At 71.7% G+C, this 25,976-nt stretch carries 28 protein-coding genes and 1 pseudogene; 18 read left to right on the top strand and 11 right to left on the bottom strand.

Annotated elements, in window-relative coordinates; translation table 11 throughout:
* The first annotated feature begins 35 nt into the window (after window positions 1-35).
* From A4R43_RS36060 to cydC, 4 genes and pseudogenes are all read left to right on the top strand, one after another.
* Window positions 36-1,202: a cytochrome ubiquinol oxidase subunit I gene (locus A4R43_RS36060; RefSeq protein WP_113696175.1), complete on the top strand. Its 1,167-nt coding sequence runs from the start codon at window positions 36-38 to the stop codon at window positions 1,200-1,202.
* Window positions 1,203-1,204: 2 nt separating this feature from the next.
* A complete protein-coding gene (locus A4R43_RS36055; protein WP_113696174.1) occupies window positions 1,205-2,158 on the top strand; it encodes a cytochrome d ubiquinol oxidase subunit II in 954 nt (317 codons plus the stop codon).
* A gap of 12 nt (window positions 2,159-2,170) precedes the next feature.
* The gene (gene cydD / locus A4R43_RS36050; RefSeq protein ID WP_113696173.1) at window positions 2,171-3,721 is read left to right on the top strand and encodes a thiol reductant ABC exporter subunit CydD; all 1,551 of its coding nucleotides are present in this window, start codon (window positions 2,171-2,173) and stop codon (window positions 3,719-3,721) included.
* Window positions 3,712-5,112, top strand: a pseudogene (cydC, locus tag A4R43_RS36045) (thiol reductant ABC exporter subunit CydC); the annotation flags it as partial. The gene cydD and the pseudogene cydC, both read left to right, overlap by 10 nt.
* 12 nt (window positions 5,113-5,124) lie before the next feature.
* Here cydC and A4R43_RS36040 read toward each other — a convergent pair.
* The gene (locus A4R43_RS36040; RefSeq protein WP_113696172.1) at window positions 5,125-6,072 is read right to left on the bottom strand and encodes a glucosyl-3-phosphoglycerate synthase; all 948 of its coding nucleotides are present in this window, start codon (window positions 6,070-6,072) and stop codon (window positions 5,125-5,127) included.
* A gap of 69 nt (window positions 6,073-6,141) precedes the next feature.
* On the opposite strand from A4R43_RS36040, the gene A4R43_RS36035 reads away from it, so the two are divergent.
* On the top strand, window positions 6,142-6,771 hold the full coding sequence (locus A4R43_RS36035) for a hypothetical protein (protein ID WP_113696171.1): 630 nt from the start codon (window positions 6,142-6,144) through the stop codon (window positions 6,769-6,771).
* On the opposite strand, the gene A4R43_RS36030 is transcribed toward A4R43_RS36035, so the two are convergent.
* The 4 genes from A4R43_RS36030 to dapE all read right to left on the bottom strand — a co-directional run bounded on the left by A4R43_RS36030 (window position 6,756) and on the right by dapE (window position 11,147).
* Window positions 6,756-7,337: an LOG family protein gene (locus A4R43_RS36030; protein WP_113696170.1), complete on the bottom strand. Its 582-nt coding sequence runs from the start codon at window positions 7,335-7,337 to the stop codon at window positions 6,756-6,758. The two genes, A4R43_RS36035 and A4R43_RS36030, sit on opposite strands and share 16 nt — an antisense overlap.
* Window positions 7,337-8,125: an LOG family protein gene (locus A4R43_RS36025; protein ID WP_418190771.1), complete on the bottom strand. Its 789-nt coding sequence runs from the start codon at window positions 8,123-8,125 to the stop codon at window positions 7,337-7,339. Before A4R43_RS36025 ends, A4R43_RS36030 begins: the two co-directional genes overlap by 1 nt.
* A gap of 10 nt (window positions 8,126-8,135) precedes the next feature.
* Window positions 8,136-9,950, bottom strand: a complete 1,815-nt coding sequence (locus A4R43_RS36020; protein WP_113696168.1) for a glycoside hydrolase family 9 protein — start codon at window positions 9,948-9,950, stop codon at window positions 8,136-8,138.
* 135 nt (window positions 9,951-10,085) lie between these two features.
* Window positions 10,086-11,147, bottom strand: coding sequence for a succinyl-diaminopimelate desuccinylase (gene dapE / locus A4R43_RS36015; RefSeq protein ID WP_113696167.1), 1,062 nt, complete (start codon window positions 11,145-11,147; stop codon window positions 10,086-10,088).
* 30 nt (window positions 11,148-11,177) lie between these two features.
* Here dapE and A4R43_RS36010 point away from each other — a divergent pair, with 30 nt between their 5' ends.
* Genes A4R43_RS36010 through A4R43_RS36000 form a run of 3 tightly spaced genes read left to right on the top strand, consistent with a single transcriptional unit; the run spans window position 11,178 to window position 13,647 of the window.
* A complete protein-coding gene (locus A4R43_RS36010; RefSeq protein ID WP_113696166.1) occupies window positions 11,178-11,618 on the top strand; it encodes a hypothetical protein in 441 nt (146 codons plus the stop codon).
* A gap of 25 nt (window positions 11,619-11,643) precedes the next feature.
* Complete coding sequence (dapD, locus tag A4R43_RS36005; protein ID WP_113696165.1) at window positions 11,644-12,624, top strand: 2,3,4,5-tetrahydropyridine-2,6-dicarboxylate N-succinyltransferase; 981 nt, start codon at window positions 11,644-11,646, stop codon at window positions 12,622-12,624.
* A gap of 48 nt (window positions 12,625-12,672) precedes the next feature.
* Window positions 12,673-13,647: a CHAD domain-containing protein gene (locus tag A4R43_RS36000; RefSeq protein WP_113698114.1), complete on the top strand. Its 975-nt coding sequence runs from the start codon at window positions 12,673-12,675 to the stop codon at window positions 13,645-13,647.
* Between the two features lie 18 nt (window positions 13,648-13,665).
* Here A4R43_RS36000 and A4R43_RS35995 read toward each other — a convergent pair whose 3' ends face one another.
* Window positions 13,666-15,012 (bottom strand): FAD-dependent monooxygenase, encoded by a 1,347-nt coding sequence (locus A4R43_RS35995; protein ID WP_113696164.1) that lies wholly within the window; start codon window positions 15,010-15,012, stop codon window positions 13,666-13,668.
* Between the two features lie 71 nt (window positions 15,013-15,083).
* Here A4R43_RS35995 and A4R43_RS35990 point away from each other — a divergent pair, with 71 nt between their 5' ends.
* Complete coding sequence (locus A4R43_RS35990) at window positions 15,084-15,689, top strand: TetR/AcrR family transcriptional regulator (protein ID WP_113696163.1); 606 nt, start codon at window positions 15,084-15,086, stop codon at window positions 15,687-15,689.
* Here A4R43_RS35990 and dapC read toward each other — a convergent pair.
* The 3 genes from dapC to A4R43_RS43505 all read right to left on the bottom strand — a co-directional run bounded on the left by dapC (window position 15,682) and on the right by A4R43_RS43505 (window position 17,401).
* The gene (gene dapC / locus A4R43_RS35985) at window positions 15,682-16,767 is read right to left on the bottom strand and encodes a succinyldiaminopimelate transaminase (protein WP_113696162.1); all 1,086 of its coding nucleotides are present in this window, start codon (window positions 16,765-16,767) and stop codon (window positions 15,682-15,684) included. The two genes, A4R43_RS35990 and dapC, sit on opposite strands and share 8 nt — an antisense overlap.
* Entirely contained in the window at window positions 16,764-17,084 is a 321-nt protein-coding gene (fdxA, locus tag A4R43_RS35980; protein ID WP_113696161.1) for a ferredoxin, read from the bottom strand. Before fdxA ends, dapC begins: the two co-directional genes overlap by 4 nt.
* Window positions 17,085-17,224: 140 nt before the next feature.
* Window positions 17,225-17,401, bottom strand: a complete 177-nt coding sequence (locus tag A4R43_RS43505) for a hypothetical protein (protein ID WP_205215138.1) — start codon at window positions 17,399-17,401, stop codon at window positions 17,225-17,227.
* Window positions 17,402-17,444: 43 nt separating this feature from the next.
* On the opposite strand from A4R43_RS43505, the gene A4R43_RS35975 reads away from it, so the two are divergent.
* From A4R43_RS35975 to A4R43_RS35940, 8 genes are all read left to right on the top strand, one after another.
* On the top strand, window positions 17,445-18,194 hold the full coding sequence (locus A4R43_RS35975) for a GNAT family N-acetyltransferase (protein WP_113696160.1): 750 nt from the start codon (window positions 17,445-17,447) through the stop codon (window positions 18,192-18,194).
* Window positions 18,191-19,189, top strand: a complete 999-nt coding sequence (cofD, locus tag A4R43_RS35970) for a 2-phospho-L-lactate transferase (RefSeq protein ID WP_113696159.1) — start codon at window positions 18,191-18,193, stop codon at window positions 19,187-19,189. The genes A4R43_RS35975 and cofD overlap by 4 nt, the downstream gene beginning before the upstream one ends.
* On the top strand, window positions 19,182-20,522 hold the full coding sequence (locus A4R43_RS35965; RefSeq protein ID WP_162788711.1) for a coenzyme F420-0:L-glutamate ligase: 1,341 nt from the start codon (window positions 19,182-19,184) through the stop codon (window positions 20,520-20,522). The genes cofD and A4R43_RS35965 overlap by 8 nt, the downstream gene beginning before the upstream one ends.
* On the top strand, window positions 20,519-21,055 hold the full coding sequence (locus A4R43_RS35960; protein WP_113696157.1) for an NUDIX hydrolase: 537 nt from the start codon (window positions 20,519-20,521) through the stop codon (window positions 21,053-21,055). Before A4R43_RS35965 ends, A4R43_RS35960 begins: the two co-directional genes overlap by 4 nt.
* 67 nt (window positions 21,056-21,122) lie before the next feature.
* Window positions 21,123-21,866 (top strand): hypothetical protein, encoded by a 744-nt coding sequence (locus tag A4R43_RS35955; protein ID WP_113696156.1) that lies wholly within the window; start codon window positions 21,123-21,125, stop codon window positions 21,864-21,866.
* Window positions 21,867-21,873: 7 nt separating this feature from the next.
* On the top strand, window positions 21,874-22,695 hold the full coding sequence (locus tag A4R43_RS35950; RefSeq protein WP_162788710.1) for a hypothetical protein: 822 nt from the start codon (window positions 21,874-21,876) through the stop codon (window positions 22,693-22,695).
* Window positions 22,696-22,702: 7 nt separating this feature from the next.
* Complete coding sequence (locus tag A4R43_RS35945) at window positions 22,703-23,107, top strand: GntR family transcriptional regulator (protein WP_113696154.1); 405 nt, start codon at window positions 22,703-22,705, stop codon at window positions 23,105-23,107.
* A 40-nt stretch (window positions 23,108-23,147) separates the two neighbouring features.
* Window positions 23,148-23,360: a hypothetical protein gene (locus tag A4R43_RS35940; protein ID WP_113696153.1), complete on the top strand. Its 213-nt coding sequence runs from the start codon at window positions 23,148-23,150 to the stop codon at window positions 23,358-23,360.
* A 71-nt stretch (window positions 23,361-23,431) separates the two neighbouring features.
* Here the strand turns inward: A4R43_RS35940 and A4R43_RS35935 are convergent, their stop codons facing one another.
* On the bottom strand, window positions 23,432-24,340 hold the full coding sequence (locus tag A4R43_RS35935; RefSeq protein WP_113698113.1) for a DNA-3-methyladenine glycosylase family protein: 909 nt from the start codon (window positions 24,338-24,340) through the stop codon (window positions 23,432-23,434).
* On the bottom strand, window positions 24,333-25,412 hold the full coding sequence (gene manB, locus A4R43_RS35930; RefSeq protein WP_113696152.1) for a mannose-1-phosphate guanylyltransferase: 1,080 nt from the start codon (window positions 25,410-25,412) through the stop codon (window positions 24,333-24,335). Before manB ends, A4R43_RS35935 begins: the two co-directional genes overlap by 8 nt.
* 147 nt (window positions 25,413-25,559) lie before the next feature.
* Here manB and A4R43_RS35925 point away from each other — a divergent pair, with 147 nt between their 5' ends.
* Entirely contained in the window at window positions 25,560-25,961 is a 402-nt protein-coding gene (locus tag A4R43_RS35925) for a hypothetical protein (RefSeq protein ID WP_113696151.1), read from the top strand.
* The last annotated feature ends 15 nt before the right edge of the window (window positions 25,962-25,976 follow it).

The raw sequence follows: 25,976 nt of genomic DNA, 5'->3' as shown, positions 1-25,976 counted from the left end.
TACATGTAGGCACGCTACATGTAGTCTGCACCGCCATGGAAGCACTACCGATCGCGAGACTCCAGTTCGCGACCACCACCTCGTTCCACTTCCTCTTCGTGCTGCTCACGCTGGGTCTGGTCACGATGGTCGCGGTGATGCAGACGCGCTACGCGGTCACCGGGCGCGACGTGCACCGCCGGATGACCCGGTTCTGGGGCAGGCTCTACGTGGTCAACTACGCACTCGGAATCGCCACCGGAATCGTGATGGAATTCCAGTTCGGGCTGAACTGGAGCGGTTTGTCCACCTATGCGGGCGACATCTTCGGCGCGCCGCTGGCCATCGAGACGCTGGTCGCCTTTTTCCTCGAATCCACCTTCCTGGGGCTGTGGATCTTCGGCTGGGACCGGATGGGCCGCGGACTGCACCTGGCACTGATCTGGCTGGTCGCGCTGACCGCCTACGCCTCGGCGTTCTGGATCATGGCGGCCAACTCGTTCCTGCAGAACCCGGTCGGCGCCGTCGAGGAGAACGGCGTGCTGCGGCTGACCGACTTCAGCGCGCTGCTGACCAATCCAACCTTCGTCTCCGCGTTGCCGCACGTGCTCAGCGCGGCGCTGCTCACCGGCGGGGTGTTCCTCGTCGGCGTCAGCGCGTACCACTTCCTCCGGCGCAGCGAGGAGGTCGAGTTCTTCACGCGCTCGATGCGCCTCGGCGTGGTGGTCACCCTGATTTCGGCGCCGGTGGTCTTCGGCTTCGGCGCCGCCCAGTTCCCGGCGATCGGTGAGCTGCAACCGGACAAGCTCGAAGGCGGCGGCGTCGGGTTGCCGCTCGGGTTGATGGTGATGATCGGGCAGTTCTTCGTGTTCGCCAGCCTGATCGCGCTGCCGTTCCTGGCGAGGAACCGGATCGCGCGGGCGCGGCCGTTGCTGCGCCTGATGGTCTGGGGCATTCCGCTGCCGTTCGTCGCGGCGATCTGCGGCTGGCTGGTGCGGGAGATCGGCAGGCAGCCGTGGCTGGTGTACGGCAAGCTGACCACCGCCGACGCCATGTCCGACCTCGGCGCGGGCCAGGTGCTCGCCTCGTTCATCGCGTTCACCGCGCTCTTCGCCGCGCTCGCCGTCGCGGACTGGGTGCTGATGTCCCGGCTGGCCCGGCGCGGGCCGGAGCCGGAAGTCCCCCAGCACGCGCCCGCCGCGCCCGTTCTTTCCGGAGTCTGATCGTGGAAATCTTCTTCTGGTGCCTGCTCGGCCTGCTGCTCTGCGGGTACTTCGCGCTCGCCGGGTACGACTACGGCGTCGGCCTGCTGCTGCGTGCGGTGGGCCGCGACGAACCGGAGCGCCGCCGCGCGCTCGGCTCGGTCGGCCCGTTCTTCCTGGGCAACGAGGTGTGGCTGGTGGCCGCGGTCGGCCTGCTCTTCGGCGCGTTCCCGTTGCTGGAGGGCAAGGTGTTCAAGCAGAACTACCTGGTCGTGGTGGCCATGTTGCTGGGGTTGATCACCTTCACCGCCGCCGTGCAGTTGCGGAGCAGGCGGCCGGGGGCAGGCCGCGGGAGCTGGGACCTGCTGGTCACCGGCGGTGCGCTGGTCACCACCGCGGCCTGGGGCGTGTTCTTCGGGAACCTGGTGCGCGGCCTGCCCGCCACCGGGCCGGTGCCGGTGGCCGATCCGTTCTCGTTGCTGTGGGGACTCGGGTTCGTCGCGTTGTTCGCCTTGCACGGCGCGAACTTCCTGGCCGTTCGCGGTGACGCGGCGTTGGCGGCGAAGGGGCGGTCCCTGGCACGGCGGCTGGTTCCGCTGGTGGCGGTGTGGGTCGCGGTGGTGGCCGGGTGGACGGCCCTGTCGCCGATCATGTCCACTGTGGACCGCGCATGGCCCGCGCTGCTGGTGCTGGCCGCGGCGGTCGCGGCACTGGCCGTGACCTGGCTGGGGTCGCCGAGGGTCGCGCTCGCCGGGTCGATGGTGCTGGCGGTGCTGCCCGTGGTGCTCGCCGGAACGCTGCGCTTCCCGTACCTGTTGCTGTCGCTGGACATCAGCCAGTCCGCCGCGTCACCCGGCACGCTGCGGCTGCTCACCTTCGTCGCGGTACCCGCCGTCGCCGTGGTGGTGCTGGTGCAGTGGCTGACCTGGCGGGCGAACCGGCGGCCGGTCGGCGACCGCACGCTGCTGCACTTCTGAGAGAGGTCACTGATGCGCCCGATCGATCCGCGCCTGCGCGAGGAACTGCCCGGCTTCTCGCGTTACCTGGCCGCACTGGGGGTGCTGGGCGCGGTGACCGCCGCCGCGATCCTGGTGCAGGCCGAGCTGCTGGCCACCCTGCTCACCGCCCCGGCGGCGGGCACGGCAGCGGCACTCGGCGGCGCCGTGCTCGGCCGGGCCGCGCTGACCTGGCTCGGCGGCGCGGTCGCCGACCGGTACACCACCACGGCCAAGACCACGCTGCGCAACCGCGTGCTCGCCCGCTCGCTGGGCACGCGCGACGCCGGGCGCACGGCCACGCTGGTCACCCGCGGCATCGACGGCGTGCACGGCTACTTCGCCGAGTACCTGCCGAAACTCATCGGCTCGGTGGTCATCCCGCTCGCCGTGCTGGTGCGGCTGGTCAGCGCGGACTTGGTGGCGGGGTTGACGGTGGCCGTCACGCTGCCGCTGATCCCGGTGTTCGCCGCGCTGGTCGGCGCGCACACCCGCGACCGCACCGATCGCCAGTGGCGGCTGCTGTCCACTTTGGGCGGTCACTTCCTGGACGTGGTCACCGGATTGCCGACGTTGAAGGTGTTCGGCCGGGCCAAGGCGCAGGTGGAGACCGTGCGGCGGATGGCTGACGCCCACGCGAACGCGACCATGCGCACGCTGCGGGTCGCCTTCCTGTCCGCGCTGGTGCTGGAGCTGGTGGCGACGCTGTCCGTGGCGCTGGTCGCCGTACCGGTCGGGTTGCGGTTGCTCGGCGGCGGAATCGGCGCGCAGACCGCGCTGGTGATCCTGCTCCTGGCGCCCGAGGCGTACCTGCCGTTGCGCGCGGCGGGCGCCAAGTTCCACGCGAGCGCGGAAGGACTGGCGATCCTGGAGGAGGTGCGCACCCTCCCGCAAGCACACCCGAGCGGCACCAGAATCCCGAGCACCGGCGAGATCCGGCTCGAAGGCGTCACCGTGCGCTACCCGGACCGCGACCACAATGCACTGTCCGATGTGGATCTGACGATCAGGCCCGGCGAGCGACTGGCGCTGGTCGGGCCGAGCGGCTCGGGCAAGAGCACCCTGCTCGCGGTGTTGCTCGGCTTTGTCCAGCCGACCGCGGGCCGCGTCCTGGTCGACGGCGTCGACCTGCGTGACCTCGACCTGACCGCGTGGCGCGCGCAGCTGGCGTGGGTGCCGCAGCAGCCGACGATCTTTCCCGGCAGCCTGCACGAGAACATCAGCCTGGGCGCCGAAGGTGACGTGGCGGCCGCCGCGAAGGCCGCGGAGATCGACTTCGACCGCGCGACCGGGCTGTCCTCCGGGCAACGCCAGCGCGTCGGCCTGGCCCGCGCACTCATGCGCCCACACGCCGACCTGCTGCTGTTCGACGAGCCGACCGCCCACCTGGACACCGCCACGGAAGCCGCGATCCTGCGCACCGCGGCGAAACTGCTCGACGGGCGGACCGCGGTCCTGGTCGCACACCGGCCCGCGATGACCCGGCTGGCCACGCGTGTGGTCGAACTACGACACGGTCTTCTGCGGGAGAAAACATGCGTCTGAGCAAACTGTTCTGGGCGGCCCTGCTCGCCACGGCCGCCGAACTCGCCGGGCTCGCGTTGATGGGCATCGCGGCGTGGTTGCTGCTGCGCGCGGCCGAGCACCCGCCGATCACCGCGCTGACCGTGGCCATCGTCGCCGTGCGCACGCTGGCGCTCCTGCGTGGTTCGCTGCGTTACGCCGAACGCCTTGCCGGGCACGAGGTGGTGCTGTCGGCGATCGGCGAGGTGCGGGCGCGGGTGTACCGCGCGCTGCTGCCCCACCGCGACCAGCGCGCCTCCGACGCCGACCTGCTCGCGCGGGTGGTGTCCGATGTGGACGCCGCGCAGGACGCCGTGCTGCGCTGCCTGCTGCCCGCCGGGGTGGCCGCCTTGACCGGGTCGATCGCGGTGCTGGTCAGCGCGTTCTTCTCACCACCAGCCGCGGTCGCGCTGGCCACCGGGCTGGTCCTCGGCGGTGTCCTGCTGCCGTGGTGCTGTGCCCGGCTGACCACGAAGGCCGCGGATCGGAGCGCCCCGGCGCGGGCGGCTGTCGGTGAGCACGCCGTTGTCCTGGTCCGGGGCGCGGAAGAACTGCTTGCCTACGGTGCCGAAGAACGCGCGCTGGACAAGGCTTCGACGGCCGTCGGCGAACTCGCCGCCACCGAGCGCTCCCGCTGGGTGCCCGCGCTCGCGGCCGCCGGGGTGGCCCTGCAACTCGGCACCACGCTGGTCATCTGCCTGGTCGCGGGGGTGTCCACGCCGATGACCGCCGCGCTCGCGCTCGGCGCGCTGGCCGCGTTCGAGGTGGTGCTGCCGCTGCCCGCGGCCGCCCAGCGCTGGGTCGAGGCACGCGCGTCGATCAGGCGGTTGCGCGTGCTGCTGGCCGAACCGGCTCCCGAACCCGGTACCGCCGACGCGACCGACGGCCCGGTGCACCTGCGGCTGACCGGGGCGACCGCGCGCGACCTGCCGCTGGTGGACCTGGACCTGCCGCCGGGCAGCCGGGTCGCGTTGGTCGGGCCGAGCGGTTCGGGCAAAACCACCGTGCTGCACGTCCTGCTCGGCCTGCTCGAACCGCAGGCGGGCGAAGTCACCGCGAACGGGCGTCCGCTCAGCGAATTCGACCCGGGGCAGCTCCCCCGGATCGTCAGCGGCGCCACCGCGCACGCACACATCTTCCGGTTCAGCGTCAAGGAAAACCTGCTGCTGGCCGCACCCGAAGCCAGTGACGGCGAACTGCGCCGCGCCTGCGAGGCCGCCGATCTGGACTGCGACTGGGAACTCGACGCGACCACGCTCTCCGGCGGGCAACGACGTCGCCTGGCGCTGGCGCGCGCGGTACTGGCCCAGCCACGCGTGCTGATCCTCGACGAACCGACCGAAGGGCTCGATCCGGCACACGCCCGGCGTGTGCTCGACGGGGTGCTACGGGCGTGTCCCGGGGCCACCGTGGTGCTGGCCACGCACGACCTCGCCGGCACGAGCGGCTTCGAGCATCGGCGGCCGGTCCGCGACCAGCACGTCGGTGACGTCGGGCAGCCACTCCCCGGAGACCTGGACGAACTGGGTCAGCTCCCCGCCGGCCTGCTCGATGCCGCAGCGGGCGAGCGCGGTGCCGAGGATCTGCCGCGCCATCACGCCCAGCTGCAGCAGTGACCGGTTGCGATGCTTGCGCACCCCGAGATTGACCTGCGCGAGCGCCTCCACGCCGTACCGCGACTCGGCGTCGAGCAGCAGACCGATCTCCACCCCGTACCCGGCGGCGAACGGCACCGACTCGAGGAATTCACGGGTGGCCGCGTACTCGCCGCCGAGCGGCTGGACCAGGCCGGACAGCTGCGGGCGCAACGCGGACAGCAGCGGGCGCGCGAGCAGCTCGGTGACCCGGCCGCCGCCGGTGCCCAGCTCGGTGGTCTCCAGGCGCAGCGGACGGCGGTAGAAGCCCTTGACCAGGTGCACACCCGACGTGGTGAGCAGTGGCCCGAGCAACGCGGGCACAAACGCCGGATCGGGATCGACCAGGTCGGAGTCGAGGTAGACCACCAGATCACCGGTGGTGGCGGCGAGCGCGCGCCAGAGCACCTCACCCTTGCCGGGCCACGGCGGCAGCTCCGGCAGCACGTCCTCGCGCCGCACCACGCGCGCCCCGGCGCGGGCGGCGACCTCGGCGGTGTTGTCGGTCGAACCGGAGTCGACCACGACGAGTTCGTCCACCAGCGGACCGACGTGCGGCAGCACCGAAGCGACCACCCCGCCGACCGTCTCGGCCTCGTCCAGCGCGGGCAGCACCACCGAAACCGTGCGCTCGCCCTTGGCCTCGGCCAGCTCCCCGGCCGACCACCGGGGGTCCTGCCAGGTCTGGAGACTACTCATGAGTACACCCTATGGCGCCCGAAACGTTACCCCGGTCAGGGGCCTTCCGGCGGTACCGTCTGCACCGGCATGGAGCATCGACACCGAAGACGGCTGGCCGGTTTCTGCACGGCCGCCCTGCTGGCCGGCTGCGGATCCGGCCCGGCGGCGCCCGGTGCGCCCAGCGCGCCCGCGACCACCACGACCCGGCCACCCGAACCGATGCCGGTCCGGACGCTGCCCGCGGCGAGCGGACCCGCCTACCGCGCCCCCGGTTTTGTGGCGCAGGGCGTCGCGCAGGGCACCAGCACCCGCTTCCGCGGCAGGCCGGAGACCACCGGCCGCACCACGCTCGGGGTGGTCCTGCGCATCTCCGAACTCCCCGCGGCGGTGACCGGCGACGCCGTGCTCCCCACCTCGGTGCGCTTCCCGAGCAACGGCGCCTGCGCCCCGGTCTCGGCGAACGACTGCGCCGCGCGGTTCATCGCGTTCGGCACCTTCGCCCCGGAACCCAAGGCACGCGCGGATTCCGGCGTGCTACGCGAAGGCCTGGCCTCGGCGGCGGACACCCTGTTGCGCGAGGGCGTCGCGTACTACGTGCCCGCCTTCGCCGACGTGCCGGCGCAGATCGACCTCAGCCGCACCGAAGTCTGCTTCGGCGCGGAGACCGCCTGCCTGCCGGTGGCCGGGCTGCCGAGCATCTATCAGTTCGGCGTCTGACCGGTCCACTTGTTCACGGCCACGCCGTTGTGGGACTCGAAGATCTCCAGCAGCACCCGCGGATCCGGGTCCACCGACACCATTTCGCGGTGCTGCGGCCGCAGGAAGCCCTCGTCCACCATGTGGTCGACGAACTGCCGCAGCGGCTGGAAGTACCCCGCGACGTCCACCAGGCCCAGCGGTTTCGCGTGCAGGCCCAGCTGCGCCCAGGTCCACACCTCGAACAGCTCCTCGAGCGTGCCAGCGCCACCCGGCAGCGCCAGGAAACCGTCGGACAGCTCGGCCATCTTCGCCTTGCGCTCGTGCATCGTGGCGACCACGTGCAGCTCGGTCAGCCCGTGGTGCCCGACCTCGGCGTCCATCAGGTGCCCGGGGATCACGCCGATCACCTCGCCGCCCGCGGCCAGCGCGGCGTCGGCGACCACGCCCATGGTGCCCACGCTCGCGCCGCCGTAGACCAGCCCGATCCCGCGCTCGGCCAGCAGCTTCCCCAGTGCGGCCGCCTGCTCGGTGTAGACCGTGCCCTTGCCGGGCGAGGAACCGCAGAACACGCAGACCCGCTTCACTAGTGGGCTTCCTCCCATGCCTTGTACGCCTCCTGCACCACGGCCACCGCGTCGTCCACGTCGTCGGTGAGGTACAGCAGGTCCAGATCCTTCTGCCCGATCTTGCCCTCGCGCAACAGGGTTTTCGCGATCCAGTCGTACAGGCCGCCCCAGTACTCGGTGCCGAAGAGCACCACCGGGAACTTGGTCACCTTCTTGGTCTGCACCAGGGTCAGCGCCTCGAACAGCTCGTCGAGCGTGCCGAACCCGCCGGGCAGGCAGATGAAGGCCTGCGAGTACTTGATGAACATGGTCTTGCGGGTGAAGAAGTACCGGAAGTTCACGCCGAGATCGACCCACGGGTTCAGGCCCTGCTCGAACGGCAGCTCGATGCCGAGCCCGATGGAGAACCCGCCCGCCTCGGACGCGCCGCGGTTGACCGCCTCCATCGAACCGGGCCCGCCACCGGTGATGGTGGCGAACCCGGCGCTGGCCAGCGCACCGCCGATCTTGCGACCCAGCTCGTATTCCGGGTGCTCACGCGGGGTGCGTGCCGAGCCGAACACGGTCACCGCGCGCGGCACCTCGGCCAGCGCCCCGAAGCCCTCGACGAACTCGGCCTGGATGCGCAGCACCCGCCACGGGTCGGTGTGCACCCAGTCGGACGGGCCGCGCGAATCCAGCAGCCGCTGGTCGGTGGTGGTGGCCTCGGACCGCCGCTCACGCCGCAGGACAACCGGGCCACGGTGCTTCTCCGGAGGGTGCTCCGGGTACTGCTCGCCGGGCACCGCTGCGTTTTCCTCAGTCACCGAACCGAGCTTACGGACTCAACGTGAAGGCCAGCAGCGCGGTGGAAGTGAAGTCGATGGCCGGTTCGGAACTCGGCCATGAACTGACGTCGTCGAAGAAGCGGGTGTCGGGGGTGTCGAAGGCGGCCAGTGGCTTGGTGCACGGCGTGGCCCCGTCCGGCGGGGTGAGGCCCTCGAAGTTGGCTGTGCCGTTCGGCCCGTTGACCACCGCGCCGTGGAGGATTCGCGCACCCGGCTCGGTACTCCCGCTCAGATTTGCCACCTGGTGGTGCGGGCAGTTCGGATACCGGCTGCCCGCGCCGACCACCAGCGACACACCCCACGCGTTGGCGCCGAGCGCGAAGTTGCGCTGCTGCGTGCCGAACGCGTCGTAGGTGCCGTCGCCGGTGACCCCGCGGTAGAGCCGGGCGGTGGCCGCGAAGCCGAAGCTCTTGGTGGCGGCGTCGAACTGGGTGAGGTCCACCGCCGTGCGGAACGGGCTCGCCTGCGCCCCGGCCACGCCCTCGTCGAGCTGGCGGCGCAGGTCCGCGACCAGTTCACCGCGCACCTGCGGGGCCAACCTGGCCAGGTCGGCGTGTGCGAGCGCGCTCGTGTCGTAGAGGTTCAGCGTGCTCCGGTCGTCCCCGGCGATGTACTCGCGTGCCCAGTGCACGGCCTGCTCGGTCCAGCCCTTCGCGCGCCGGTCGCCGAGGCGCTGCCCCGCGAGCGCGAGCTGAGTGGCACCCAGTTCGAGGTCGTCGCGCCAGGACGACTCCGGGTAGTAGGAATGCGGGAAGGCGGTGACCAGCTCGCCGACGCCGGTGGTCTTGGCCTTGGCGAAGATCGACGCGGCCTCGTCGAGGTACTGGCGTGCGAGGTTCTTGTCGCGTTCGACCTGCGCGCCCAAGGCGAACGCGGCGGCGACGCGGCCCGCGAGGTTCGGGCTGACCGCCTCACCCGGCGCGTTCGCCGGGAACACCGGGCGGTGCTTGACGAAGTACTCGGGATGCCCCGGCTCGACCTGCCGCGCGTCGTCGGCTTCCGGCAGGCGCCAGACGTCGTGATCACCGAGGAAGCCGAACTTCTCGCTGCCGGTCCCGATGCCGACCTGCGCGTACAGCACGCCGGTCCGCGCGTCCCACATCTTGTCCAGCCAGCGCAGGCCGAACCGGACCTCGTCGGCGAGCGCGCGGTCGTACCGCCCGCGCAGCGCGTAGCCCATCTCCGCCAGCGAATACGCCGAGTTGGAGGTGAACTTGACGTAGTCGCCGGCGTCGGCCCAGCCGCCTTCGACGTCGATCGGGCCGCCGATCGGCTTCAGCGGCGCCAGGATCTCGTCACCGAAGTCACCGCCGAACTCGGGTGGCGCGTAGACGGTCGCCCGCCGGTCGGCCAGGTGCGCGGGCTTGCGGCCGAGTCGTCCCGGGATGACCTCGGCGCCGTCGCGCTGGGCCTGGAAGAACTCGTTGTTGGCGCGGGCGAGCGGGGTGAACAGCCCGGTGCCGATCCGGAACTCGGGTGAGGTCGCCGAACCGAGCTTCAGCCGGTACGTCCCCGGCTGCTTCACCCCGCTGAAGTCGAGCGGGTGCACGGCGGGGTGGCCGGGGTTCCACGAGCCGGTCGCGGCCGGGGTCCGGCCGGTGTGCACGGTCTTGCCGCGTGCGTCGACCACGCGGAACGGCACGCCTTCGGCAGGGGTCTTCCCGAGCAGGTAGGCGACCTTGGTTTCGGTGGTGCCGTAGCCGACCTGGTCCACGCGCAGCTCGCCGGTGGCAGGCGCGGCGGTGGCCGGGACGGCGGGCGCGAGCAGCAGGGCGGCGAGCAGCGCGAGCGCGGGTCGTCTCACGGTTTCCCCTTTTCCGGCGGCGGAAATAGATAGGAAACTTTCTTAACAGTTGGTGGGCACACCGAAGGTAGCGCCCACCAGCGCCGATCGTCAACGCCTCGCGAAGCTGAAACCGGCTCAGCCCACCCAGCCGAGTCAGCCGCCGAGGAAGCTCCGCAGGACCTTGGCCACCTGCGTGATGTCGGAAACCGCGACGTTCTCCTGCTGGGTGTGCGCCAGCGCCGGGTCGCCGGGGCCGAAGTTGACCGCCGCCATGCCCAGCGCGGAGAACCGGGCCACGTCGGTCCAGCCCAGCTTCGCCACCGGCTGCCCGCCCGCGGCCTCGATCAGCTCACGCGCGGCGGGCGCGTCCAGCCCGGGCAGCGCCCCCGGCGAAATGTCCACAACGGACAGTTCGAAGCCCTCGAACACCTGGCGCAGGTGCTGCTCGGCCTGCGCGGGCGAGCGGTCGGGGGCGAACCGGTGGTTGATCTCCAGCACCGCCTCGTCCGGCACCACGTTCCCGGCCACCCCGCCGTGCACACGCACCGCCTGCAGGCCCTCGCGATAGGTCAGGCCGTCGATCTTCGGTGTCCGCGGGTGGTACTCGGCCAGCCGCCGCAGTGGCTCGACCAGGCCGTGGATCGCGTTCGACCCGCGCCAGGCGCGCGCGGTGTGCGCACGCTGCCCGCGCACCTTCAACTGGACACGCATGGTGCCCTGGCAACCGGCCTCGATCACCGCGTTCGACGGCTCGCCGACGATGGCCAGGTCGGCACGCAGCCAGTCCGGCAGTTCGCGCTCGATGCGGCCGAGCCCGTTGCGCGCGGCGTCGACCTCCTCGCAGTCGTAGAAGATGAAGGTGACGTCGTGCTTCGGCTCGGTGATCGCGGCGGCCAGGTGCAGGAAGACCGCGTCACCGCCCTTCATGTCCACTGTGCCCAGTCCGTGCAGGTGGCCGCCCTCGCGGCGGACCGGCAGGTTGCCGTTGACCGGCACGGTGTCCAGGTGCCCGGCGAGGATCACCCGGCTCGGCCTGCCCAGGTTCGTGCGCGCGAGCACCGCGTCGCCGTTGCGGACCACCTCGAGGTGCGGGGCGTCCGCGCGCAGCGCCGCCTCCACCATGTCGGCCAGCGCCGCCTCCTGCCCGGACTCGCTGGGCACGTCCACCAGTGCGGCGGTCAGGTCGATCGGGTCGGCACGCAGGTCCAAAGCCATGGCCGCAACCTACCGAAGTACGGTGACCTGGTGCGTACCCGCCGTTCCTCCCTCCTCGCTCTGCTCGCGGTCCCCCTGCTGGCGCTGGCCGGCTGCGGTGGTGACGATTCCGGGTCCACCCGGCCGAAACCGGACGAGGTGACCCCGGAGGTCCTGCTCACCAAGGCCAACGCGCTCACCGCCGACCCGTGCTTCACCGCACCCGAGAAGCAGCGGTTCTGGCTGTGCGAGAAGTACGTCACGCAACTCGGCAGCTTCACCGGAACGGTGAACAAGCTCGCCGAGAGCTTCGTCGCTCTCCGTGAACCCGGGCAGCAACTCCAAGCGGGCATCGACGGTTACCGCCGCGCAGGTTGCGAGGCGGAAACCGGCCCGGACGCCGCCGCTTGCCTGCGCCAACTGGACGAGTTGAAGGCCGGTTTGGACACTGTCCGCACACGGTTGCGCGAGGCGCCCACGGCGACAGGGTGACCACGGCTCGGTTACCGTCTCAGCCGTGACCGAGAACCCTTCACCCGAGACCACCGGGGCCAGCGGCGTCGGGCTGGCCACCATCAGCACCGACGGTGTGGTGCTGGACACCTGGTACCCCCAGCCGAAGCTGGCGGACGCGGGCACCGGCAACGGCACCGAGCGGCTTTCGCGGGAAGAAGCCGTCGAGGCGCTCGGTGAGGCCGCGGCCGCGCTGCTCGGCGAGGACACCGACCGCGGCGTCGAGGTGGTCGCCGTGCGCACCCGGATCGGCAGGCTCGCCGACGCCCCGGCCGACGCGCACGACGTCTACCTCCGCCTGCACCTGCTCTCCCACCGCCTGGTCCGGCCGCACGGGCAGAACCTGGACGGCATCTTCGGCCTGCTCGCCAACGTGGTGTGGACCAACCACGGGCCGTGCCCGGTCGAGGGCTTCGAGGCGACCCGGCTGCGGCTGCGCGCGCGTGGCGCGGTGACCGTCTACGGCGTGGACAAGTTCCCGCGCATGGTCGACTACGTCACCCCGTCCGGGGTGCGGATCGCCGACGCCGACCGCGCCCGCCTCGGCGCGCACCTGGCCACCGGCACCACCGTGATGCACGAGGGCTTCGTGAACTACAACGCCGGCACGCTCGGCGCCTCCATGGTCGAAGGCCGGATCTCCGCCGGTGTGGTGGTCGGCGACGGCAGTGACGTCGGCGGCGGCGCGTCGATCATGGGCACGCTTTCCGGTGGTGGCAAGGAGGTCATCTCCATCGGCGAGCGCTGCCTGATCGGCGCGAACGGCGGGATCGGCATCTCGCTCGGCGACGATTCGGTGGTCGAAGCCGGGCTGTACGTCACCGCGGGCACCAAGGTGAGCTTCGACGGCAAGACGGTCAAGGCGCGGGAGCTGTCCGGCATCTCCGGCGCGTTGTTCCGCCGGAACTCGGCCAACGGCGCGGTGGAAGTGGTGCCGCGCACCGGCTCCGGCATCGAGCTGAACGCGGCCCTGCACGCCAACTGAGCCCGATCGGCTCAATCCGGTTCACCTACCATTAACCGGGTGACCACCGTGACGACACCACCCCGGCCCCAGGTCAGGACCGCGGCGGACCTCGGTCTGCCGCCGCAATCGCCGAAGGCCGGTCCGGACGATCCGCCGGTGGCGCACGTCCGCGCCAAGCTGGACCGGCAGCTGCGCGCGGTGCTCGAGCACGAGCCGGGCACCCGCGCGGGCACCGATCCCGAGCACCTGCACCAGCTGCGGGTGGCGATCCGGCGCATGCGCAGCGTGCTGAAGCTGTCGGGCGGCCCGCTCGGGCCGACCGCCGAAGAGGCACGCGCCGAGCTGGGCTGGCTCGGCAACGCGCTCGGCGAGGTGCGGGATTTCGACGTGCTGATCGAGCACCTGCGTGAGGTGGTCGCGGAGTTCGAAACCACCGACCAGCTCGCGGCCAGGCAGCTGGTCGCGCGGTTCGTCGCGCAGCGCGGCCAGGCGAAGCGGCGGCTGACCAGGGTCCTCAACAGCAGCCGCTACGCCACCACGCTGACCATGACCGCGCAGCTCGCGCGGCCAGCCGAGGTCGAGGTCGAGGTCGAATCCTCCGAAGTGGACGTTCCCGAGCGGCGCGAGGTGGATCTGGTCTCGGCGTTGAAGAAGCCGTACCGGAAGCTGGCCAAGGCGGTGGCGGCCCTGCCGGAGAACCCGCCGGACGACGACCTGCACGCGTTGCGCATCCACGGCAAGCGCCTGCGGTACGCCGGTGAGCTGGCCAAGCCCGCCGCGCCGGACAAGACCGCGAAGCGGGCGATCAAGGTGCTGGTGAAGGCCGCCGAGCGCCTGCAGACCGTGCTCGGTGACCACCAGGACGCGGTGGTCGCCGCGGAGCGCGTCCGCGCCATGGCCGCCGACGTGGACCCGGCGGTCGCCTTCATCGCGGGGCGCATCGTGGAACGCGAGCACCTGCGATGCGCGGTGGCGCGCTCGGTGTGGCCGGACGTGGTCGCCGAAATCGACGAGGCCGCCGCCGTCCTCCTGAAGCGCTGACGGCGGCGACCCGGCGCGTCACGCCGTGATCGAGCCGATGTAGCCGTCCGGCCGCACCCGGACGATGGTGCCGGGCTTCACGTCGTAGATCTCCAGCGCGATCCCGTCGACCGAGTGCGCGTGCTCCTCCGCCGGCGCCGGGCAGCCGAACGCCAGCGTTGTCCAATGTGGACCCCGGAACAGGTCGAACAGCCGGGTTTTCTCGTCCACCGGCGCGTCCGGGGCGCGGTCACCGGCCACCACCCGGCCCGGCACCGCGCGTTCGTCGCGGGCCAGCGGGCCGCCCGCGTAGCTGATGCCGAGCTGGTGGTACTCCGCCCCTCGCCGGTGCGCGTCGGCGTCGCCGTCGAGGTACTTCCGCAGCGACTCCGTGCTCAGCCCCAGCACCGAAGCCGCGACCGGCAGGCGTTCCGCCTCGTAGGTGTCCAGGTGCTCCTCGGCGGCGAGCTTCCAGCCCAGGTTGGCCGCGTCCTGCACGCCGGTGTTGAGCCCCTGCCCGCCGGTCGGCGGGTGCGTGTGCGCGGCGTCGCCCGCCAGGAAGACCCGGCCCTCCCGGTACCGCGCGGCGAGCCGGGTGTTCGGCCGCCACACCGTCGACCAGGTCAGCTCGTGCAACCGGATGCCCATGCCGCCGGAGTACCGGTCGAGCAGCGCCTGCAACCCGGCCAGCGTCGGCTCGCCCTCCAGCGGCGCGGCGAACTGGAACTGCGCGCCACCGGACAGCGGCATGAGCACGATCCCCTCCCGCGGATCGGGGCCCAGCCCGAACCAGTGGCCGCGGTCGTGGTCCAGCCCGTCGGCCGCGACGTCGCCGACCAGCAGCCGGATCGACTCGTCCGTGGTGCCCTCGAACGGGATCCCGAGCGACTTCCGCACGAAGCTCTTGCCGCCGTCGGCCCCGACCAGGTAGTCCACGCGCGTCCGCTCGGTGCCGTTCAGCACCACGTCGACGCCGGTGTCGTCCTGCGTGAACCCGGTCAGCTCGGTGCCGAGTTCCACACGCACCCCGAACCCGGCCAGCCGCTCGCGCAGGATCTGCTCGGTCCGCGACTGGCCGAGCATGCAGCCGTTGGGGTACGGCACGTCCGGTGTCGGCTCGCTCAGCTCGAACATGATGTGCTCGCCGACGAACTCACCGGCCACGTACGCGCGCATCGGCGGTGGCGTGATCCCGGCTTCGAGCACCGCCTCCACGACGCCGAGGTCGTCGAAGACCTCCAGCGTGCGCGGTTGCAGCCCGTCCCCTCGTGAACCGGCGAAGAACTCCGCCGCCTTGTCCACCACCCGCACGTCGACCTCCCGCCGCGCCAGCTCGATGGCCAGTGTCAGCCCGGTCGGCCCGGCCCCCGCGATCAGCACCCGCATAACTGAATCTCCATTCACTGAATTTAGATTCACTATGACCACTGCTAGCGTGCGGTGTCAAGGAGGTGGCGGTGACCAGTGCGACGAGCCGCAAGCAGAAGGCGGCCGAAACCGAGGCGGCGCTCAAGGCCGCGGCGCGGCGCGTGTTCGCCAGGCAGGGCTATCTGAACACCAAGATCACCGACATCACGGCCGAGGCCGGCCGGGCCGCGGGCTCGTTCTACAACCACTTCGCGAGCAAGGAAGAACTGCTCGAAGCGCTGCTGACGGACATGTTCGCCGAGGCGGACGCGGACGTGACGGCGCCGGGGCACGACCCGGACTTCTCGAAGCGGTCAGCGGTGCGCTGGCACGTGGCGCACTTCTGGCGGTTCTACCGCGCGCACCTGCCGGAAATGGTGGCGCTGCGCCAGGCCGCGATGGTCAACACGGAACTCGGCAAACGCCTGCAGCAGCTGACCGCCGAGGACAAGAAGCACCTCGTCGGGCACTTCGCGAACCTGACCGATCTGCCGGGCGAACCCGACCTGGTCACCTCGGCGATGGTCTCGCTGATGGACCAGTTCGCCTACACCTGGCTGGTCGCCGGGGGCGACGGCCGCGACCTGTCCGACGACGAAGCCATCGACCTGCTCACCGACTTCGTCCACCGCGCCGTGGCGGGAAAAGTCACTTAAGGCGCCGCACGGCGGTTTCGATGCGCTCGTCGGTGGCGGTGAGCGCGATCCGCACGTGACGGCCGCCGCCGGGGCCGTAGAAGGTGCCGGGCGCGGCCAGGATGCCGCGCTCGGCCAGCCAGTCCACGGTCTGCCAGGCGTCCTCGTCGCGGGTGGACCACAGGTACAGCCCGGCCTCGGAGTGGTCGATCCGGAACCCGCTGTCCTTGAGCGCCTTCCGCAGCGGCTCACGCCGCCGGGCGTACCGCTCGCGCTGAGCGGCGAGCGCCTCGTCGTCGGTCAGCGCGGCGACCATCGCCTCCTGCACCGGCCGCGGCACGATCATGCCCGCGTGCTTGCGGATCGCCAGCAGCTCGGCGACCAGCTTCGGGTCCCCGGTGACGAACCCGGCGCGGTAGCTGGCCAGGTTCGCCGACTTCGACAGCGAGTGCACCGCGAGCAGCCCGTCGAGCCGTCCACCGTGGACGGACGGGTGCAGGATCGACACCGGCTCGGCGTCCCAGCCCAGCGCCAGGTAGCACTCGTCGGAAACCACGATCGTGCCGCGCTCGCGCGCCCAGTCGACCACCTTGCGCAGGTGCTCGACGCCGAGCACGCGCCCGGTCGGGTTGGACGGCGAGTTCAGCCACAGCAGCTTGGGCCGCTGCGGGCCGAGCTGGGTCAGCCCGTCGGCACGCGCCACCGTCGCCCCGGCGAGCAGCGCGCCGACCTCGTAGGTCGGGTAGGCCACCTCGGGAATGACCACCAAGTCACCGGGACCGGCGCCGAGCAGCCGCGGCAGCCAGGCGACCAGCTCCTTGGAGCCGATCGTGGGCAGCACCGCGTCCGGCTCGATGCCTTCGACCCCGTGCCGCCGGCGCAGCGCGTCGATCGCCGCCGCGCGCAGCGCCGGGGTTCCGTGCGTGGTCGGGTATCCCGGCACATCCGAGACCGACGCGAGCGCGTCGCGGATACCGGCCGGGACCGGGTCCACCGGCGTACCGACGGACAGGTCCACCACACCGTCCGGGTGGGCCTGCGCCTTCGCCTTCGCGGCGGCCAGCGAGTCCCAGGGAAAATCGGGTAGGGCGACGCTCATTCGCCCTGCGGGGGCAGGTCTTTGATGAACTGCGGGTCGTGGCTGGTCTTGCCGACCTTCGACGCCCCGCCCGGCGAGCCCAGCTCGTCGAAGAAGTCCACGTTCGCCTTGGTGTAGGCAGCCCACTCGTCGGGCACGTCGTCCTCGTAGTAGATGGCTTCGACCGGGCAAACCGGCTCGCAGGCGCCGCAGTCCACGCACTCGTCGGGGTGGATGTAGAGCATCCGATCACCCTCGTAGATGCAATCGACGGGGCACTCGTCGATGCACGCCTTGTCGAGCACGTCGACGCAGGGCTCGGCGATCACGTAGGTCACAGTGCTCTCCTGCAGGTGTCTGTTCGGTCTGGCCGCACGGCCGACATTACGCGGTCACGAGGTGTCCGTGGTGGTGAGGCAACCCTTATTCCGACCCCTGGAACACCCCATTCCGGGTCACCATACCCGGAGTATGCGAATCAGCGGGAGCGCCGTTTCCGATCGCGGTCGCGCTGGTCGCCGGTGATCACGAAGGCGGGCTTCGGCTCGTCACCGCCGGATTCCGCCTGCTTGGCGCGCACGGCCTTGGTGAAGCTGTCCGCGATCTCGTTGACCAGGTCCTCGTTGTGCCGGTCGTCCTTGCGGGAGACGCTCATCTACTCCTCCAGCCAGTCGGCGCCCACGTGCACAATCTAGCCCGTGGAACCAGCGGAAACACTCGAACTCCAGTGTGCACTGGCCTGGCCGCCGGTGACCGGGCGGTGGCTCGGGACCTGGTGGTTCCGGGCGGCCGGCGGGTTCACCGGCCGCGCGAACACCGCGCTGGCCATCGGCGACCCCGGGGTGCCGGTCACCGAGGCGCTGGAACGGGTTTGTGAGTTCGCCCACTCGCACGGCCTCGAACCGGCGGTGCAGGCGGTCCAGCACGGCCCCGTCGAACGCGCGCTCGCGGCCCGGGGCTGGGTGCCGAACGTGGCACACGAAGCCGGGCACGAGGTGTCGGTGCTGGTCGGACCACTGGGCGGCCCCGCCGAAACCGCGCGCATCCTCGGCGAACCCACGCCCGGTTGGTGGGAGTTGTGCGCGGGCACCACCGAGCCGTCCGAAGCGCAGCGGCACGTGCTCACCACGGCACCCGCGCTCGGCTACGGCGTCGTCGAAGCCGGCACCGAGACCGTCGGCGCGGTGCGGGCCGCGGTGGTGGACGACGTCCTGCACGTGTCACGGCTGGCGGTGGCACCCGCGTACCGGCGCAAGGGGCTCGCCGCGGACCTGATGGCCGCGGCGGGCGCGTGGGCCGGTGCACGCGGAGCGACCCGGTGCGCACTGCAGGTGTCGGTGGCCAACGCGCCGGCGCTCGCGCTGTACCACCGGCTGGGTTTCACCGAGCACCACCGGTACCGCTACTGGGTACCCGCCACCCCGGCGTGCGAGGATCGCTCACCGTGAAGGTTGTCGTTGTAGCCGGCGGGGTGGGCGGCGCCCGCTTCCTGCTCGGCGTGAAGGCCGCGCTCGGCCTGCCCCCGATCGGTCCCGCCCCGGACGGTTCCCCGCACGAGATCACCGCGCTGGTGAACACCGGGGACGACGTGTGGATGCACGGCCTGCGCATCTGCCCGGACCTGGACACCTGCATGTACACCCTGGGCGGCGGGATCGACACCGCGCGCGGCTGGGGGCACGCCGGTGAGACCTGGACGGTCAAGGCGGAACTGGCCGCCTACGGTGCCGAGCCGGACTGGTTCGGCCTCGGCGACAAGGACATCGCCACCCACCTCATCCGCTCGCGCATGCTGCGGGCCGGGTATCCGCTGTCGGCGGTCACCGAGGCGTTGTGCGACCGCTGGAAGCCGGGCGTGCGGCTGCTGCCGATGACCGACGACCGCGTCGAGACCCATGTGGTGGTCGACGACCCGGACGAGGAGGGCGGCCGCAAGGCGCTGCACTTCCAGGAGTGGTGGGTGCGTTACCACGCCGAACTCCCCGCGCACTCGATCGTCGCGGTCGGTGCCGAGGAGTCCTCGCCCGCGCCGGGTGTGCTGGACGCGATCGCCGAGACCGACGCGGTGCTGCTGGCGCCGTCGAACCCGGTGGTGTCGGTGGGCACCGTGCTGTCCGTGCCCGGCATTCGCGACGCGCTGCGCAAGACCAGCGCCGGCGTGGTCGGCATCTCGCCGATCATCGGCGGGAAACCGTTGCGCGGCATGGCCGACGCCTGCCTGACCGCGATCGGCGTGGAGACCTCCGCGCAGGCCGTCGGCAGGCACTACGGTTCGCGGCAGACCTCGGAGGGCCTGCTCGACGGCTGGCTGATCCAGCGCGGTGAGACCGCCGACGTGCCGGGCGTGGCGGTGCGCCCGGTGCCGCTGCTGATGTCCGATGTGGACGCCACCGCGAAGATGGCGCTGGCGGCCCTGGATCTGTCCGGAGTGGACGTTGACTGATCACGCCTCGCCCAAGCTCGAGGTACTGCCGGTCACCGGGTTGCCGGAGTTCCGGCCGGGTGACGACCTGACCGGGGCCATCGCCGCCGCCGCGCGCTGGCTGCGCTCGGGTGACGTGGTGGTGGTGACCAGCAAGGTGGTCTCGAAGATCGAGGGGCGGCTGATCTCCGTGCCCCGCGACCCCGAGGCCAGGGACGCCGCGCGCCGCAAGCTGATCGAGGACGAGTCGGTGCGCGTGGTCGCCCGCATCGCCCGCACGGTGATCACCGAGAACCGCAACGGGCTGGTGCAGGCCGCCGCCGGGGTGGACGCGTCCAATGTGGACCAGGGTGAGGTGGCGCTGCTGCCCGCCGACCCGGACGCGTCGGCGTTCGCGCTGCGTGCCGGCCTGCGGGAGCGGCTCGGCGTGGAGGTCGCGGTGGTCATCACCGACACCATGGGCCGGGCCTGGCGGGTCGGGCAGACCGACGCCGCCATCGGCTCGTCCGGGCTGCGGGTGCTGCATTCCTACGCCGGTGAGGTCGACGAGCACGGCAACGAGCTGGCGGTCACCGAGATCGCGGTGGCCGACGAGCTGGCCGCCGCGGCCGACCTGGTCAAGGGCAAGCTGGGCGGCACGCCGGTGGCGGTGGTGCGCGGGCTGGCCATCTCCGACGACGGGTCCACCGCGCGCGACCTGGTCCGCCCGTCGGAGTACGACCTGTTCCGCCTGGGCACCAACGAATCCATCGCGCAGGGCCGTCGCGAAGCGGTGCTGGTGCGCCGGTCCGTGCGGGCGTTCACCGAGGAGCCGGTGGAGCCGGAGGTGATCCGCCGCTCGGTCGGCGCCGCGCTGACCGCGCCCGCGCCGCACCACACCCGGCCGGTCCGGTTCATCTGGGTGCGCGACCAGGCCAGGCGGCGGGCGCTGCTGGAGGCCATGCGCGAGTACTGGCGGGCCGATCTCGAAGGTGACGGGTTCACCCCGGCGCAGGTGGAAAAGCGGCTGGCACGCGGGAACCTGCTGTTCACCGCGCCCGAGCTGATCCTGCCGTTCCTGGTGCCGGAAGGCGCGCACACCTATCCCGACGACCGCCGCAACGCCTGTGAGCGCACCATGTTCACGGTCGCGGGTGGTGCCGCGGTGCAGGGGCTGCTGGTTTCGCTGGCGGCCGAAGGACTCGGCTCGCTGTGGGTCGGCTCGACGATCTTCTCCGCCGACGTGGTGCGCTCGCAGCTGGGGCTCGGCGAGGACTGGCACCCGCTGGGCGCGGTCGCCATCGGCCACCCGCTCGACGGCCCGTCCGGCCCGCGCCCGCCGCGCGACCTCGGCGAAGGACTGGTGGAACTGTGAGCCTGCACGCCGACACGATGTCCACTTTGGACAGCTGGAAGGCGCCGACCGCGGCACAGGAATCGCTGCGGCAGGCGTTCATCGGCTTTGTCGCGGCCAGGGCGGATTCGTGCGCGCGGTCCTGCGAAGCCGGGCACGTCACCGCCTCCGCCGTGGTGCTCGACCACACCGGGGAGCACGTGCTGCTCACCCTGCACCCGCGCGTGGGCCGGTGGCTGCAACTCGGCGGCCACTGCGAGCCCGGCGACACCGCACTGGCCGAAGCCGCCCTGCGCGAGGCGGCCGAGGAGTCGGGCATGAGCGGCCTGACCATCGACACCGACCCGATCCACCTCGACGTGCACCCGATCACCTGCTCACTCGGCGTGCCGACACGGCACTTCGACGTGCGTTTCGCGGTGCACGCCCCGGCAGGCGCGGAACCCGTGCGCAGCAGCGAATCCGACGATCTCCGGTGGTGGCCGATCGGCGCACTGCCGGCCGGCTCGGAAGACCTCACCGAACTCATCGCCGCGGCGGTCGACCACGCTTGAACCCCGTTGCTTTTGTGTCAAACCCTGTGTCATTGTAGTGACACAGAGCCTGACACAAGGGGGATTCATGCTCGCACCGCCCGCGCCGTACGAACTCCAGGTGGCCGTGGCCCGGCAATGGCTGCACAAGCGCGGCATCAACGCCGAGCCGACCTGGTTCGTCGCTACCCGCCTGTGGAGCCAGGCACCGGCGTCGTGGGAGGACTTCCTCAACCGGCACCGGGTCACCGTGGCGCTGCTGATCGGGGCGCTGATGGTGGCCACGTTGACCCTCCAGGCGCTGGATTTCAGCGCGGCCTTCGCGCTGCCCTTCGTGGTCCAGGCGGTGGTGGGCAGCATCTGGTTCCACCGCACGCGGGTAACCGCGGAACGGCGCATCACCGCGGTCCTGTTGCGCCGCGCCGCCCGCCCGGTCGCCCCCAAACTGCTCGACTTCACCACCGGCTGGCTCGTCTGCGCGCACGTGCTCGCCGATCTCGGCGGTCTCGGCCTCGCCGCGGGCCTGATCGCGGTGGGCGAAGTGGTGACCGGGAGCGTGCTGGCCGGTGTGGTGCTGTGCTGCCTGCTCCTCACCGCGTGGCAGGTGACACAGGCGCTCGGCCGCCCGACGCTGGCCGAAGACGAGCTCTCGCTGCTGGTCGACGACCGGTTGCGCGCCGGAGCGGTGCACGGGGCGGCCTTTCCGCTGGCGGCGGCCGGTCTGGGGCTGATGGCCCATTTTGTCGATCCGTTCACCTTCCAGCCCGTGCTCAGCGGGCTGGCGATCGCCGCCTTCGTGTGCTGGGCGATCGGCCTGCGGTCAGTGCGGTGAGGTTGAGGTGCCGCCACACGAGCAGGTCCGGTCCTCGGGGGAGATGATGGTCAGCACGCACCCGGCCCCGCCCGTGGTGGGCCAGTTCCAGTTCGCGTTCGCCAGGGCCTGGCTGTTCAAGCAGGGCATCCACGCCGAGCCGAGCTGGTTCATCGCGATGCGCCTGGCCGGGCGGGAGCACGCCAGGAGCCACGAGTTCGCCAGGCGGTACCCGGCCGTGCTCATCCTGTACGCCGCGATGATGCTGGGGGTGCCCGCCACGCTGGCCATGGTGGGGGTTCGGCTGCCGGACGCCGGGTACGTCCTGCTGTGCTGCGTCCTCCCCTTCGCGGTCACCGCCTGGTTCAACCACCTACGGGTGGTCGGTGAGCGGCGCGTCGCGGCGACCCTGCCCCGCCGCGTCGCCCGTGTGGTCGCGCCGAAGTGGACCGACTTCCTCAACGGCTGGCTGGTCTGCGCGCTGGTGCTGACCTACCTCGGCGGGCTCGGGCTGGCCGCGGGCCTGATCGCGCTGGGCGAGGTACCGGCGGGCGGGGTGCTGGCCGCGGTGGTGTTGCTCGGCGGGGGCGTGATGACCTGGCAAACCCGCCGGGCGCTCAACCGCCCGGCACTGGCCGTGGACGCGCTGACCCTGCTCGTCGACGACCGGCTGCGCGCGGAAGAAGTGCGCGGCGCGGCACTTCCGGTGGCGGCCTACGCCTTTCTCGCGCCGATGCTCCTCACCGATCTGGTCTCCGTCCGGGTCACCCTGTTCGGGCTGTGCGTCGCTTCGCTCGTGTGCTGGGTCGTCAGCGGCCGTGGGGCCAAGCACCGGGGAAGCGTAGGGTGAGCACACCATGATGCTCAGCGTGGACGCCAACTCCCCCGTGCCGCCGTACGAGCAGGTTCGGTCCTCGCTCGCCCGGCAGATCAACGACCGGACGCTGCCGGTCGGCACGAAGCTGCCCACCGTGCGCAAGCTCGCCGCCGATCTCGGGGTCGCGCCCAACACCATCGCGCGCGCGTACCGGGAGCTGGAGGAGGCGGGCCTGATCGAAACCCGCGGCCGGGCGGGAAGCTTCGTCGGCGCCTCCGGTGACCAAAACCGGCGGCGCGCCCAGGAAGCGGCGGCGAACTACGCGGCCGTGGTGCGCAAGCTCGGCCTCAGCCAGGGAGAAGCGCTGTCGATCGTGTCCGCGGCGCTGGACGGCGGCAACGCCACCGCCCCGGCCGCGCGGTTCACCCCGCGCCCGGCGCAGTAGATCGCCTAGGCTCGGCGTGGAGTCGACCGGAGGGGTGCCGATGATTTCCCTGGTGCTGGTGATCGTGATCGCGTTGCTCGCGATCGGCGGGGTGGTGCTGGCGATCGTGCTGGTGCTGAACAACCAGAAGAAAACGCAGATGCAGCAGTACCCGCCCCAGTACCCGCCGCCGGGCCAGTACCCACCCGGCCAGTACCCGCCGGGTCAGTACCCGCCCGGCCAGAACCCGCCGGGCCCGCCGTACGGCCAGTAACCCTCGCGCCAGTGTCACGAATGTGGCTTTCGAGACGCGAAACGTCTCGAAAGCCACATTCGTGACACTGGCTAGAGCGCGCGGTAGTCCCGGATGGGCATCCGCGGGCCGAATCGCGGTCGCGTCACGCCCGCGGCTTCCAGGTAGCGCACGGCCCGCTGGCGTTGCGGCGCGTACGGCGCCAGCACCTCCGCCATGCCCTGGTCGTCCAGTGCCCGGCCGACCAGGGCGTAGCCCACGATCGACGGGATGTGGAAGTCTCCGAAGCTGACCGCGTCCGGATCGCCCCAGGCGCGCTGGGCGATTTCGGCGGCCGTCCACACGCCGATGCCGGGCACCTTCCGCAGCAGCGCGCGGCCCTCCGCGCCCCGCAGCGAAGCCGCCCGCTCCAGCTGGTGGGCTACCCCGGCCGCGGCGACCAAAGCCGTGCGGCGCTTGAGGTCCACGCCCGCCTGATGCCACTTCCAGTCCGGAATGGACCGAATCGCGGTCGGCGTCGGCGGCACCCGCAGCTGCGCGGGCGCCGGGCCCGGCGCCGGTTCGCCGAACCACCGGCACAGCTCGCGCCACGACCGGTGCGCCTCGATCCCGGTCACCTTCTGCTCCAGCACCGCGGGCACCAGCGCGTCCCACACCCGCCCGGTCGACGGCAACCGCAGGCCCGGCCGCCGGTGCCGCGCGTCCGCGATCACGTCGTGGTGCGCGACAAAACCCGAATCGTCGTCGGACGCGCCGAGCAAGGAGGGCACGCCGTCGAGCAGGATCGCCGCGCCCGCACCCCACGCCACCGCCTCGAACTCACCGTCCGCCAGCCGCCGCAGGCCGAGCGTGCCGGGGCCGTCCGCGGTGTTCGCGGTCAGCCACACCCGGCCCGGCGCGTCCCAGTGCACCGCCGGATCCCCGGGCCCACGCCGCAGCGGCGCCAGCACCCGCCGGAAGTCCAGCGCATACGACGGGCGCCACCGGCGTGAATCAGGCATCACTCGAGAATCGCACGGACCCGTCCGCCAAGGTCATCCCGGGCCACACCCTGGCGCCGTCGATCAGCTCGCACCCCGCGCCGACCACCGCGCCGTCGCCGAGCACGACCCCGCGCAACACGGTGCCGTCGCCGACCCGCGCGCCCTTGCCGAGCACCGAGCGCTCGACCACCGCACCGGCGCCGACCACCGCGCCGTCGAACAGCACCGAGCCCGAAATCCGGGCGCCCGCCCCGATTTCGGCACCGGCACCGACCGTCGAACCGTCGGTCACGACGGCGTCGCCGGCGACTTTCGCGCCCTCGAGGATCAGCGCGTCACCGGTCGGCCCGGGCAGCGCCGACGTGGGCGCGACCCCGCGCACCAGATCGGCGGACCCGCGCACGAACGCCTCCGGCGTACCCACGTCGAGCCAGTACGACGCGTCCACAAAGCCCTGCACGTGCGCGCCCGCTTCGAGCAGTCCGGGAAAGGTCTCGCGTTCGACCGAAACCGGGCGCCCGGCCGGAATGGACTCGATCACCGATCGCCGGAACACGTAGCAACCGGCATTGATCTGGTCCGTCGGCGGATTGGGCGTTTTCTCCAGGAACGCGGTGACCCGGCCGTCCGCGTCCGTCGGCACCGAACCGAACCGGCTCGGATCGTCAACTCGTTGCAAATGCAAGGTGACATCGGCCGCGGTCGACGTGTGCCGCTCGATCAGCGCGCCGAGATCCGCGCCGGAAAGGATGTCGCCGTTGAAGATGACCGCGTTGTCCGCGCGCAGGCGGTCGTGCACGTTGCGGATCGCGCCCCCGGTGTCCAGCGGCGTTTCCTCCACCACGTACTCCAGTTCCAGGCCCACCGCGGAACCGTCGCCGAAGTGCTCTTCGAACACTTCGGCCCGGTAGGAGGTGCCGAGCACGACATGCGTTATCCCGGCCGCGCGGATGCGGGAGAACAGGTGGGAAAGGTAGGGCACGCCCGCGGTGGGCAGCATCGGCTTCGGCGCGGACAGGGTCAGCGGCCGCAGTCTCGTGCCCTTGCCGCCGACGAGCACGACGGCATCGACCCCCGGTGCGGCAGTCATGCGCGCATCCCTTCCTCCCACATTCGCGGAACACCTGGTGACAAACCGCCGGAAACGCTGACGCGAGCGGCCCGGAGGGCCTACCCTAGACAGCACACAGGCGGCCCCGGTTGGAGAGGGCCTCGGGTTAGTCGGGAGGCCGAGGGGATGGACCCCCGCGATCGCGCGGACGCCTTGCTTTCTCGGGCACGGGCCCGCGGGGCTTTCGTGGTCACACCGGATGACGCCACCTCGCCGATGGACGCGGCGAACACCCAGCAGATCCCCAGAGCCGTGGTCAACGACATCGACGCGCAGGACCCGGACAGCACCACCAAGGTCTCCGCGGCGACCATCGAAGCCAACGACCACCACCTGGCCAGCGCCGAGCCGACCTCGCGGCTGGAGCCCCCGCGCGGGCACCGCCCGACGCGGCCGATGCCGGTGCCGTCGCTGTTCGAAGAGCAGCCAGCCGAGCCGGTGATCGAGGAGCAGGACGTGGGCGGGCTGATCCCGACCACCACCCAGACCAAGCGCTCGAACCTTTCGCGCCGCCTCGACGGAATCTAGGGAATTCCCTCAATT

The organism is Amycolatopsis albispora, assembly GCF_003312875.1.
Taxonomy (GTDB): domain Bacteria; phylum Actinomycetota; class Actinomycetes; order Mycobacteriales; family Pseudonocardiaceae; genus Amycolatopsis; species Amycolatopsis albispora.
The sequence above is the reverse complement of the archived record's forward strand: the minus strand, read 5'-3'. Positions and strand labels throughout refer to the sequence as shown.

What these genes read in the sequence shown, in the direction of transcription:
- A4R43_RS36060 (WP_113696175.1), top strand. Translation starts at nt 36, where the DNA reads ATGGAAGCACTACCGATCGCGAGACTCCAGTTCGCGACCACCACCTCG.
- cydD (WP_113696173.1), top strand. Translation starts at nt 2,171, where the DNA reads ATGCGCCCGATCGATCCGCGCCTGCGCGAGGAACTGCCCGGCTTCTCG.
- A4R43_RS36040 (WP_113696172.1), bottom strand. Translation starts at nt 6,072, where the DNA reads ATGAGTAGTCTCCAGACCTGGCAGGACCCCCGGTGGTCGGCCGGGGAG.
- A4R43_RS36035 (WP_113696171.1), top strand. Translation starts at nt 6,142, where the DNA reads ATGGAGCATCGACACCGAAGACGGCTGGCCGGTTTCTGCACGGCCGCC.
- dapE (WP_113696167.1), bottom strand. Translation starts at nt 11,147, where the DNA reads ATGGCTTTGGACCTGCGTGCCGACCCGATCGACCTGACCGCCGCACTG.
- A4R43_RS35995 (WP_113696164.1), bottom strand. Translation starts at nt 15,012, where the DNA reads ATGCGGGTGCTGATCGCGGGGGCCGGGCCGACCGGGCTGACACTGGCC.
- dapC (WP_113696162.1), bottom strand. Translation starts at nt 16,767, where the DNA reads ATGAGCGTCGCCCTACCCGATTTTCCCTGGGACTCGCTGGCCGCCGCG.
- A4R43_RS43505 (WP_205215138.1), bottom strand. Translation starts at nt 17,401, where the DNA reads ATGAGCGTCTCCCGCAAGGACGACCGGCACAACGAGGACCTGGTCAAC.
- A4R43_RS35955 (WP_113696156.1), top strand. Translation starts at nt 21,123, where the DNA reads ATGCTCGCACCGCCCGCGCCGTACGAACTCCAGGTGGCCGTGGCCCGG.
- A4R43_RS35945 (WP_113696154.1), top strand. Translation starts at nt 22,703, where the DNA reads ATGATGCTCAGCGTGGACGCCAACTCCCCCGTGCCGCCGTACGAGCAG.
- A4R43_RS35940 (WP_113696153.1), top strand. Translation starts at nt 23,148, where the DNA reads ATGATTTCCCTGGTGCTGGTGATCGTGATCGCGTTGCTCGCGATCGGC.
- A4R43_RS35935 (WP_113698113.1), bottom strand. Translation starts at nt 24,340, where the DNA reads ATGCCTGATTCACGCCGGTGGCGCCCGTCGTATGCGCTGGACTTCCGG.
- manB (WP_113696152.1), bottom strand. Translation starts at nt 25,412, where the DNA reads ATGACTGCCGCACCGGGGGTCGATGCCGTCGTGCTCGTCGGCGGCAAG.
- A4R43_RS35925 (WP_113696151.1), top strand. Translation starts at nt 25,560, where the DNA reads ATGGACCCCCGCGATCGCGCGGACGCCTTGCTTTCTCGGGCACGGGCC.